At 30.4% G+C, this 12,712-nt stretch carries 5 protein-coding genes and 1 pseudogene; 5 read left to right on the top strand and 1 reads right to left on the bottom strand.

Annotated features, from left to right (window positions below; all coding sequences use genetic code 11):
• Positions 1 to 5 precede the first annotated feature (5 nt).
• Positions 6 to 2,498, bottom strand: a complete 2,493-nt coding sequence (locus tag A6749_RS07865) for a glycosyltransferase (protein WP_236719631.1) — start codon at positions 2,496 to 2,498, stop codon at positions 6 to 8.
• A gap of 703 nt (positions 2,499 to 3,201) precedes the next feature.
• On the opposite strand from A6749_RS07865, the gene tagH reads away from it, so the two are divergent.
• From tagH to A6749_RS07840, 5 genes and pseudogenes are all read left to right on the top strand, one after another.
• Positions 3,202 to 4,860 carry a teichoic acids export ABC transporter ATP-binding subunit TagH gene (gene tagH / locus A6749_RS07860; protein WP_066387573.1) on the top strand — a complete coding sequence of 553 codons (1,659 nt, stop codon included), beginning with the start codon at positions 3,202 to 3,204 and terminating at the stop codon, positions 4,858 to 4,860.
• A gap of 171 nt (positions 4,861 to 5,031) precedes the next feature.
• On the top strand, positions 5,032 to 6,180 hold the full coding sequence (gene wecB / locus A6749_RS07855) for a non-hydrolyzing UDP-N-acetylglucosamine 2-epimerase (protein WP_066387571.1): 1,149 nt from the start codon (positions 5,032 to 5,034) through the stop codon (positions 6,178 to 6,180).
• A 312-nt stretch (positions 6,181 to 6,492) separates the two neighbouring features.
• Positions 6,493 to 8,634, top strand: coding sequence for a bifunctional glycosyltransferase/CDP-glycerol:glycerophosphate glycerophosphotransferase (locus A6749_RS07850; protein ID WP_066387565.1), 2,142 nt, complete (start codon positions 6,493 to 6,495; stop codon positions 8,632 to 8,634).
• A 78-nt stretch (positions 8,635 to 8,712) separates the two neighbouring features.
• Positions 8,713 to 11,091, top strand: coding sequence for a CDP-glycerol glycerophosphotransferase family protein (locus A6749_RS07845; RefSeq protein WP_066387562.1), 2,379 nt, complete (start codon positions 8,713 to 8,715; stop codon positions 11,089 to 11,091).
• A 337-nt stretch (positions 11,092 to 11,428) separates the two neighbouring features.
• Positions 11,429 to 12,586, top strand: a pseudogene (locus A6749_RS07840) (CDP-glycerol glycerophosphotransferase family protein); the annotation flags it as partial.
• Positions 12,587 to 12,712 lie beyond the last annotated feature (126 nt).

Below are 12,712 nucleotides of genomic sequence, written 5' to 3'. Positions count from 1 at the left end.
CCTTTTTAATTAATAATTTGTTCAGTTATTACCTTTGGGGGTAAATCAGTATTACCAATTTCTTTATAGAACATCTTTAAAGCATTTTTATTATAATTTTCGTAATCAAATATCTTAGGTAATATCTTTCCAGACAAAAATTTCTCCATACCATGGATTAATCCTTCTTCACTGTTCTCTACTAATTGTCCAAAGCCACCCTTTAATATACTTCTTGAACCAGCAATATCCGTAGCGATAATTGGAATATTTAGTGTCAAAGCCTCTAATAATACCATTGGTTGGCCCTCATGATTAGAAGAAAGAATAAAACAATCACAATTTTTTATTAAAAAGAATGGATTTGATAGTTGACCTGTAAAAATTACACTTTCTTCTATTCCCAATTTTGAAGTAAGTTCTTTTAGCTTTGCTTCCAAAGAACCTTCTCCAATAATATATAGTTTGACATTATTATGAGTTCGAGCGACTCTTGAAAATGCATGAATGAGTTTTTCTTGATCTTTTTCGGGAGAAAGTCTGCCCATGTTAACAAAATTTATATTTTTTTTCATTGATTTAACAATACTTAAATCTTCTCCGTATTTTGCTTGGGTCAAAATTTTTTCATAATCTAAGCAATTATGAACATATACAGTTTTATCTTTAGATAAATATTTATTTAAATTATTTAAATTTACATCTCTAGTTTGCTCCGATACAGAGATAACTTTGTCAAAATATTTATATAATGGGAATATCAAATTCATCTTAGATCTATGTTTAAATTTATTATTAATAATTTTATAGTATTCAGCCTTCATATCATTATGTTGATATATACATTTTTTCTTAAATTCCCCAAATGCAAAAAGCAAACTCCAAAATGGGACATATCCACTGAAATCAACGACTATGTCAAATTTGACATTGCCAAATAATCTTGAAAATTCCCTATTATATAATGATTTTGGGATTAATTTGGTCAGTTTTTCATTTTTTAATCCTTTTTTCAATATAAAATTATGTTTATAATAATCGCTTAAAGTAAAATTCATACGTCCAGCCCTAAAAAATTTTTTTGGATTTTTATTTAGCTTTTTAAAATTCTCACTAGGGATAATATCTAATTTTTCCTTTTCAATAATTACAACATTATATCGTGAGTAATCTAAATTATTAAAAAGATTAATTGCAGATGTTGTAATGCCATTATTTAAAAATCCACCGCAATAAAATAAAATATTTTTTTTATTATTACTAACTTTGTATACATTTTTAGTAGTTCTTGAATTAAAAATTATATCTATATTACGCTTTGTTGCTTTTCCATTATCAAAATGGCAATATTTCAATATCATTTCTTGGAAGAGTTCTTTATAATTTTCTATTAAGCCCGGCAAGTTATATAATGAATTTAAAACATCATTTATATTTGTACAAATAGGACCCGGTAATTTATTTAGATTCAAGTATAAACCATGGTTCAGTTTATATGAATGTATATCAGGCATATAAAAAATTATTGGTTTTTTAGTTATTAAATAATCAAAAAAGATACTGGAATAATCAGTTATTAAGATATCAATAATTGAAAATAACTCATTAGTATCTACCCATTCCGGTACACAAATCCTTTTAAGATAATCATTTTTCTTAATCGTTTTATACATTAATGGATGGACTTTTAATAAAAGTTGATAGTCTGAGGGAATTTTTTCATTTAGTCCATGAATGAAATGTAGAATTTCATCACTAAAATCCTTAACATAGTTTACTTCACCCCTCCATGTAGGAGCGTATAAAATTATTTTTTTATTGAAATCAATATCTAATATGTTTGACAACATATTCATGACATCAATTTTATTTGAATTTAGTGTTAAATCGATTCTTGGATATCCCTCAACAACTATGTTACCGTCATATAACCCTTCCAAATCATGGGAATCGACTAAGGTTTCTGCGGTATATCTATTTGGATTTAATATATAATCGGTATGAAGGAAGTTTCTCTGAATGTTTTTGTGCTGACCAATATTCCCCTTAATATCTTTTCCAATAGTTTTAAATGGGGTCCCAAGCCAAGTATTAACATAAATTTGGCCTTCTTTTTTTTGAAAGTACGAAGGAAATGAAGTATTGTTAATTAAATATTTTGCAGAAGCAAGATATTTCAAATATTTATTACTGTTCACTTTAACAAATTCTACATTTTTCTTTCTTTTATATTGATGTACATGAAAATTATTAGTTGAATTTAAAGCCCAAATATGTTTATAATCGCCGTATTCCGGGTTATCAACCAAATTTTTAAAAATTGCATAAGGATTATCAATCATTCCTTCTCCGTGGAAGGATTCATATAAAATAATATTGTCGTTTATTCCTAATCTTTTATAGAAGCCGGTATACTTTATACTCTTTTTGAAATTTATATCTTTTAGCATTTTTATAAAAGGCTTAATAAAAAATTTTATAGCTGTGACTGTTTTTCTTATGATATTAGATATCCGCAATCTATCTTCACCTCCTGTTTTCTATTTATATATATAAATTTTTAGAATTACTTTAAAAAAAATATTATGATAATATGAAAATCCCAAAATAAAAAGTCAGTTCAGATAAAAACTTGTCCATAATATACTTGTGGCTGGTAATTAAAACTGGCCCTAAATATACTAGTCATTTCTCATGAACTAACTATAATTTCTGGTTTTGGTAGCTACTACTTAGATTCATTTGAATATAGGAAGACACTGCTTCAACCAAAATATTAAGTTCTCTTATTAATTAAAAAGGGAATAAAGAATCAAGATTTAACCCCCAAGATTGTTTTTGAGAAGTATTGTGGTCCTCCATTCATATATTCCACATCAATTAATTGTATTATTTTCTAGAAAAATGTCAATAAAAGCGATATTATTTAAGTGTGGAAGTTAATGTAAAAGAGGAAAAAATCTTAACAATTTTGGTGGATTTTATGAGTTGCTACTATAAGTTTGGTGCTCTCAATATACATTTTATTTATCATTTAATATTGTAAAATCAATTAATGTTACAAGAATCGAGAAAAATCCCAAAGTAAAAAATTTAGTTTTTTGGGAACAGATCAAGTGATTTTTATTCAGATAATCCTAAGTAACTAGAATAGATTTTGTGCTATTATCAAGGAAAGGGTTCCTTTTGCCACCACTGTATTAATTTAATTAAGGAGAAAACATGGATACCGCAATTGTTTTTAATAACGTCACGAAAAAATTTAAGATGTATAAAAAGACATCAGATAAGTTGTTGGATTTAATTTTACCAAATGGTTATGGTAAAGATTTTTATGCATTACAAAATATTAGTTTTGAAGCAAAAAAAGGGGATATTATTGGAATAATTGGTGTGAATGGAGCAGGTAAATCTACAATTTCTAACTTAATCTCCGGTGTAATTCCACCAACTTCAGGAACTATTAAGACTAAAGGGGAAGCAGCACTCATATCAATTGGAGCCGGTCTTAATAATCAATTAACAGGTAAAGAAAATATTGAGTTAAAATGCTTAATGCTGGGGTTTTCTAAAAAGCAAATTACTGATTTAATGCCAGAAATTATTGATTTTGCGGAAATTGGCGATTTTATTGATCAGCCAGTAAAAAAATATTCAAGTGGAATGAAATCAAGACTAGGCTTTGCTATTTCAGTAACTATTAACCCTGATATTTTGGTAATTGATGAGGCCCTTTCTGTAGGAGATAAAATTTTTGCTCAAAAATGCTTAGATAAGATGAACAGTTTTAAAGAAAAGGGCAAGACAATCTTCTTTATTAGCCATTCTATTGGACAAGTAAAGCAATTTTGTCAAAAGGCCCTTTGGCTTGAGGGTGGGCAAGTAAAGGCTTACGGCCCAATTAAAGAAGTAATTCCACAGTACGAAAAGTTTATTAAAGCTTTTAACAATATGTCGAAGGAAGAAAGAAAAACGTTTAATCAAAGTATAGCGGAAATGAGAAGTAAAAAACAGGAGATTGTCGAAGGCAGTATTGAAATGCAGAAAAATGAGGATGTCAGTTTTCTTAGCCAAGCTAGGAGCGATAATTCTAGGAAAAAGCCAAAACGAATTGGAAAAAAAGCAATAACCGCTTTTACAACATTAATCTTCCTAGCAGCCGCGCTTTTGATATTCTTAAAATGGAATCCGATGACCTATTTGAAGTCAGATAATCAAGAAAAGGCGTCAGCGGTAAAGGAAAGCGATGCATTAAAGAATAAAACTGAATCCAAACAAAATGAGCCAGTAAAGGAGACAGTTGAGGAGATTAAAAAAGATATACGTTACGTTCAATTGGCGACAGGTTTTGTTAGGGACACACCTGATTTAACTAATAGTAGAAAAATTGCGATGGTGGATTTTGGAGATACAGTTGATGTTGAGGAAACCGTAAAGGATCCTATAGAGGATATTAATTGGCTAAAATTCAAATTAGCTGACGGTCGTTCAGGATGGATTAGTGAAAAGTTAGTTAGTAAGCTGCAAACCCAGATAAATGAGGATAAATTAGTTACTTCCATAAGTTATATTGCTCAGCAAGACAAGTTTAGTGAAGGTTTATCATATCTTGGAAAGACTAAGCAAGAAACCGAGGGTATTGGGAATGGGTTAGTAGAGATGGCTTATGATCAAAATGGAATTGTTAATGAGATTACTATAGGGATTAATACAGTAATTAACCAAGAACAGTTGATATCCCAATTAGGAGAGCCAAGTCTTCTTCAAGGGGAAAAAGCAGTTTTATATCATGGGGAAAAACATGACTTTATTTTTTTCTCAAATGGATTTAATTTCAACAAAATATCAGTAAAACAAACTTCTGATAACGGGAACGTTTAAGAAGTAATTTTTAGGCTGGCATCCCAGCCTTTTTTATTGCAAATGAACAAATGCCCCTTTTTCTTTCCCTTCATTTAGTAATTTGATATCATGTTAAAGAGTTGAATGATAAGCAGCTTATTTGTTGAAATATAAAACGTATAGCTATATACGTTAATTGGAGGTCTTTTTATGGAAAATCAATTAAAGGTAATGACTGTTTTTGGGACAAGACCTGAGGCGATAAAAATGGCACCTCTTGTTAAAGAGTTAGAAAAACATAATGATGAAATTAAATCAATTGTTACAGTAACAGCTCAACATCGTGAAATGCTTGATCAAGTGTTAAATATATTTGAAATTACTCCGGATTATGACTTAAATATTATGAAAGACAGACAAACTTTAATAGATGTTACCACTAGATGTTTAGAGAGATTAAATCAAGTCCTAGCCGAAGAAAAGCCAGATATTGTGTTGGTTCACGGTGATACTACAACTACTTTTGTGGCAAGTTTGGCTGCCTTTTATCATTCAATTCCTATTGGCCATGTTGAAGCTGGTTTAAGAACGTATAACAAATATTCACCATATCCTGAAGAAATGAACCGGCAAATGACAGGGGTTTTGGCAGATTTACATTTTGCCCCTACTGGCCAATCAAAACAAAATTTAATAATTGAAAATAAAAAGGAAGAATCAATATTTATTACAGGTAATACAGCAATCGATGCTTTAAAAACAACTGTTAAAGCAAATTACTCACATCCTGTACTTGAAAAGCTAGGACAAGACCGATTAATCTTGATGACCGCTCATCGTCGGGAAAACCTTGGAAAACCAATGGAAAACATGTTCAGGGCAATTAAACGTTTAGTAGAAAAGCATGACGATGTTCAGGTTGTCTATCCGGTTCATATGAACCCGGTTGTTAGAGAAATTGCAAATCGTGTATTAGGGAATGATGAAAGAATTCATCTGATCGAACCGTTGGACGTAATTGACTTCCATAACTTTGCTTCACATGCATACTTAATATTGACTGATTCTGGTGGTGTACAAGAAGAGGCTCCTTCGCTAGGTGTACCGGTTCTGGTTTTACGAGATACAACGGAACGTCCAGAAGGGATTGCGGCAGGAACATTGAAACTTGCTGGAATCAATGAAGAGACAATTTTTGAAATGGCTGATGAGCTTTTGTCAGATCCGATTGCACATGACAAAATGTCCAAGTCATCTAATCCTTATGGAGATGGAGTGGCCTCACAAAGAATTGTGGAAGCCATCTTATACCATTTTGGAAGAACCGATATAAGACCTGCTGACTTTAATGTGAAATAAATGAGCTTTTACCAACAATGAGAGACACCCATTTTTGGGTTTGCTTGGGTTTTATACTGGAAGGACTTTTATATAGATAATAACCCCCTTGTCCAAATAGACAAGGGGGTTGATATTTAAAATAGGTTAAAATTTAAAATATGTCATATTTTTAATAAATTTTTAAAAGGAAATTAATTTTTTACATATTCTTGGAAACCTTAATTTAAAGGTGTAAACTTTTTGTTAAAATAACATTGCTATACCAAACCTATGAAATTTGATAAAATCGATAATGAAACTTGTCGAAATTTCAGGAGTGAAAAGAAATAAATGATAACTAAGCCAGAAAAAAAGGTATCAATAATCATCCCCTATTACAACTCCATGGAATTTATCGGAGATTGTTTAGATTCTGTAATTATGCAGAGTTATACGAATTTAGAAATCATTATTATTAATGATGGGTCGGACTTTGAAAATACCCAATATATTAAGTCACAAATTCAGGACTCTAGAATTATCTTTTTGGAAAATCCCCAAAATAAAGGAGTTGCTTTTTCTCGAAACAAAGGATTAAATGCAGTCACTGGGGATTACGTCTTTTTTCTTGATAGTGATGATTTCCTTGCAGAGAACGCTGTTGAATTACTTTTAAAAAATATTCAGGAATCTCCATTGATTCTTGGTGAAACAAAACTGATGCAAAGACCATCCGACATAGAACAGAAAAGGAAGAATACGGAAGTAGCTATAGAGAGAAAAGTTGCGAACGAATTTTTTGAAGAGGGCAGCATTCTTAATGTACTTATTAAAAGTGATTTTATTCGAGACCATAATATAAAGTTTAACGAAGAAACAAAGGGTTATACAGATATTTCCGGTATAGTTCCGCTTTTGTTAAATGTGGAAAATATACCAAACCTAAAAGTCTTAACGTATTACAAACGAGTTAGAAATGATCCGATTACAAATCCAAGTCTTATTCAAAGGCAAATAGATGAAAAGACTAATGAATTAATTGAAATGTATCATAAAATGGACCGGAAATTCGGTCAAATGGAAAAAATTAAGATGTATCTAGACAGTTTATTTTTAGGATTTTATCGAAGTCAACGTGTTAAAATTTTTGAAGAAAATAATAACTTTGACAAGCGTTTTGAATTAATTGAGTCAGTTGTAAAAGTTCTAAATCCTAAAATCGTTACTTCACAACCAATATATATTAGACGAGAACTTAAGCAGCTTATGATTGGAGATAAGGTTAAGTTTTTAAAGGCTTTTCGTTTTAACACGGAGCTTAGGGATATCAAAAATGCTGTACAAGGCTTTACAAGGCTTAAAAAATATATTTATAAAAAGTTCTTTCTAAGATTCCCGCTGAAAGACAATTACATTATATTTGAGAGTTTTTTGGGGAAAAATTATTCTGATAGTCCGCGAAATATTTATGAATATATCATGGAACATAATTTGGATTATAAATGTATTTGGGTATTTAATGATAAAAATAAAAAAATTCCTGGTAATGCTAAAATTGTTAAAAGGTTTAGCTTAGCATATTATTATTATTTTGCTGTTTCAAAATACTGGGTTAATAATATGCGTCAACCGTTGCACCTTATTAAAAGAGAAGGTAATGTTTTTTTAGAAACTTGGCATGGTACGCCTTTAAAAAAATTAGTGTTTGATATGAAGGATGTTTACTCCGCGAATCCAAGATATAAAAGTGATTTTTATTTGCAATCCAGGGCATGGGATTTTCTCGTTTCTCCTAATCAATATTCTTCAGAAATATTTAAAAGGGCATTTAAATTTAACAACGAAATGCTTGAATACGGTTATCCGAGAAATGATATTCTTTATTCTGCTAGGAAAGACGAAATCTCATCGAAAGTTAAGAAGTCATTAGGAATTCCCGAGGATAAAAAGGTAATACTATACGCCCCTACATGGAGGGATGATGAGTATTATGAACCAGGTAAATATAAGTTCCAGATCCAGCTTAATCTAAAAAAGATGAAGGAAGAACTTGGTGATAAGTATGTCGTGGCATTAAGAATGCATTATTTTATTGCTGACGATATAAATGTTGAAGGGCTAGAGGGATTTGCTTTTAATCTTTCTAAATATGATGATATTGCAGAACTATATTTAATCTCAGATATTTTGATAACTGATTATTCTTCAGTATTTTTCGATTATGCCAACTTAAAGCGTCCAATCTTGTTTTATACTTATGATCTTGAAAAGTACCGTGACCAATTGAGGGGATTTTATTTAGACTTCGAAAAAGATGCACCTGGGCCGTTATTAACGACAAGCGATGCTGTTATTGATGCCATTAATAATATTGATACGTTAAAGATGGATTATGCAGACAGATTTGATAAGTTTTACGAAATATTTTGTAGCTGGCATGATGGGAAGGCAACTGAAAAGGTGGTTAACCGGGTTTTTCTAAAAAGAGAATAAATAGATTAGGTAAAAAACTACTCTTTAGTAATTAATGAAGTTAATTTTGTGAGAAACACATCAGGAGTGTTGAGAAAAATGTATACAGTTTATAACCAAATAATCAATGTAGTGGAGTTAAATCCATCCATCATTCATCTTTTTAATGATCAAACAAAAACTTCTTATAAATGGCAAATAGATGATTTACAAAAAAATGAACCCTACTTTCTTTCTAATACCGAGCTGCCCGATCAACTTCTTTTAGAATATGCTATTAACGAAGTCGGTACTTTGTATGTATATTCGTATGACAACGAGATTTTTTTGTTGTTAGAAACTGATGGTACGTTTTCTTATAAGAAAAAATATAATTTAAACATACAAAACTTTAATGAAGCCCTATTTATTAGGCAGATTGGGTTAGCTAGCATTGAACTAGTTGACAAAGATGAAAATCAAGTAGCATTAGTTAACTCCTTTTTAACCACTACACCAGTAGAATGGAAATTTGAGTATAAATTAGAATTAGAATTTGAATCAGAGTTGGAAGAAAGATTTATTGTAATATCAAAGGTTAACTTTGGCATTTATAATCTTATTGTTTCTTATGATGTTATTAATAAAGAATTAATTATTGCAAAAATTGTGCTAAGTAATATAATTGACCACCCCATGTTATCAGTTGAGATAAGTAATTTTAATAAAATTACTATCGAAAACAAATATACAAATATTACGAAAAATATTAACTTTAGGAAATTTAATAAGCGTAAAGCAAAGAGAGTTTTTGATAAAAGTTCCATAAATGATTTTGAAGAGAAAAACATATTAAGTATCATCGTAATAAATAAATCAAGATATTATTTATTTTTAAGAAGTAATGGCATTTTTATCGCAAAAAAGAATCCATTTTTAGTTACTCAACATAGGGCAAAGCTTAGGACTGCTTTCTTTGGGGAAAATTTATATATCTTCGGCAGGTTTACTCATTATGCGCTTCATGCATTTAGAAAATATGACTATCTATATGTAAGAAATTCCGACCATCTTGTTGCTAAATTTCATCGACCATTTTCAAATATAAAATTTTTAAAGCGGTATGGGTATTTTAAGATTCCAATCTCTTCTTTAAATATTAATAATAGAATTCATAATAATTTATTTATCGGAGATAAAGATGTACTGATTCATAATTTGTATTTTAAAAGAAAAGAGGACAAAGTAAAGACCTATGTATATAAAAAGAATAAGGACTTAGTAAATGTTATACGTTCCAACTTACGTGGTTATATAACCTCAACCATTATTCCTTACTCTGAAGAATATTCATTCAAAAGCAGATTAAAAATAGCTGCAGCAAAATGGGTTTCAAGGATATTTAAAACTTCCAATAAACGTAATTTGAATTTGTTTTTTGAGAAAAAGAGTAATAAGGCTGATGAGTCAGCCTTCCGTGTTTTTGAGAAGGTGATGGAAAAACAAAGACCAAAATCCAAAAATTATTTTATCTTGAATAAAGACTCTGGTCATTATCCTTATATGAAAGAAAAATACGGAAGTAATATAATCGAAAAATACAGTTTTCGACACTTTCTTTCTATTTTTAATGCTGATTATTTTATTGCAAGTGAGCTTTCTAACCATGTTTTAAATGACCGTCTTTATATCGAAAGTTTAAGAAATAAAATTCAGTCCACCCCATTAGTTTTTTTACAACATGGAATTATGTTTGCAAAACCAGTAGATAATCCAATGGCATTTGGTTTTCATAAAGATAAAACAGCATTTAACGTTTACAAAACTGTAATAAGTTCTCATCTGGAAATTGGGGAATTTAAGAAAATGAATTATGAGGAAAGTGATTTGATCTTAACGGGGTTAGCAACATTTGATTATGCTAAACTTGATGAAGATGCAAATAAAATTGCTTTTATGCCAACATATCGATACTGGGAAGAAGGTTTAATCTATACGGATCAAATTGAGGAGACGACTTATTATAGAACAATCATTAAAGTGATTGAGGAGTTCAAAAAGGCAGGTTTAATAGATCGTTTATTAATTGTCCCGCATAACAAATTTTCTGAGTTTATATATCGGGATATGCCTGAGTATAGAAGTATTATATCGGATAATCCATCGGAGGCTTTGAAAAAGGCCCAAATTTTTATTACTGATTATTCTTCAGCCATTTACGATGCAATCGTTCGTGGAGCTTATCCAATTTTTTATTGGGAGGAAAAGGATTACTTGATAGAACAATACAAAGCTATTCCACCGGTCAATGAGGAAAATGCCCCAGGACCAGTTGTCTATGATGTAAAAACATTAGTTGCTGCATGTAAGAAGGCAATTCAAAATAATTATGATTTAGAGGAAGAATACCAACAAAAATATTTAAAGATAAATGAATTCAGTGACAGAAAAAACACAGAACGAATTATTCAGTTTTTAGAGTCTGATAACATTATTTAGAAAAGGATTGGAATTTAGCTTTCAAATTATTTTAGCTTATTTTGATTCGGTACAGAACTACCATAGTCTGTACCTTTTTTGTTTCTAAATTCCATTAATCCGAATGATCACTACAGCAAATATAATTCAATAAGGGGATACTATGAAATCTTTCTATAAAGTTTTGGGAAATAAAGTAATGTTACTTGAAAAATTCCTGAACCTTGTTGATAATGAAGTACATGAGAATACTTATTATAATTAAATAAAAGGATAAAAATGTATAAAAATATTTCAGCCATGTATAGGTTTCTTATAAAAGGTTAGGAGAGCGGTAGCGTTGCCATTTATAAAAAATTTATTAATACTCATTTATAAATATTTATTTCAAGTTGTTTCATTTTTACCAGCGAGGAAGAACTTGATAATATTTGAAAGTTTTCTTGGTAAGCAATATAGTGATAATCCAAGAGCTATTTATGAATACTTAAAGGTACATCATCCGGAATATGAATTGATTTGGAGTATTGACCCCCGTTTTGAAAAGGGGTTTCAGGAGATAGGGGTCCCTTATGCGCATCGTTTTTCTATAAAATGGCTTTTTATCATGGCGAGATCCAGATATTGGGTGACTAATAGCCGAATGCCTATATGGATTCCAAAGCCACGTCATACTTTATACTTGCAAACTTGGCACGGTACTCCTCTGAAGAAACTTGCCTTTGATATGAAAGACGTATTAATGCCGGGGACAACCAATGAAAAATACAAACAAGAATTTTATCAAGAATCAAGAAATTGGGACTATTTAATTTCTCCCAACCGTTATTCGACAGAGATTTTTAAACGTGCATTTAAATTTGAGAAAACTGTTATAGAATCAGGCTATCCCCGAAATGATATTTTTTATAAACCGGAAAGCGATGAGATTGCAAAAAAATTCAAGGAAACTCATCATCTTCCTAAAGAAAAAAAGATTATTCTTTACGCCCCAACATGGAGAGATAATCAGTACCATCAAGTTGGGAAATATAAATTGGAACTGCAACTGGATTTGTCTATTCTGCAGAAAGAACTTGGTGGAGAATATATTATCATTTTGCGGATGCATTATTTAGTCGCAGAGAACTTTAATCTCGATACATTTAAAGGTTTTGCCTATGATTTCTCAAAGTATGAAGATATTCAAGAGCTTTATTTAATCAGTGATTTGTTAATTACCGATTATTCATCTGTATTTTTTGACTATGCGAATTTAAAACGGCCGATGATCTTCTTTACCTATGATTTGGATGAGTATAAAGAGGATATTAGAGGGTTTTACTTTAACCTGGCAGAGAAGGCACCAGGTCCGTTAGTTAAAACAACTGAAGAAGTGATTGAGGCGATAAAAGGATACGAACATAATCAAATCTTTAGCAGAAAAATGGCTGAGTTTTATCAACAATTTTGTTATTTAGAAGATGGTCATGCAACTGAAAGAGTGGTTAAGGAAGTTATTTTAAAAAATAAATAATCATTTTTATAAGTACATGGCAGCGCAAAGGTAACTCTTGCATAAGCCATGTGCTTTTTTGTTTTTTTTTTAATGTTTCTTCGCTTTCTATGTATACCTGTTTATTTTGTGGAAAAAACTGTATTG

This window comes from Neobacillus mesonae, from assembly GCF_001636315.1.
Classification (GTDB): domain Bacteria; phylum Bacillota; class Bacilli; order Bacillales; family Cytobacillaceae; genus Neobacillus; species Neobacillus mesonae.
Note: the sequence above shows the minus strand (reverse complement) of the source record. Positions and strands in the feature narration are given on the sequence as shown.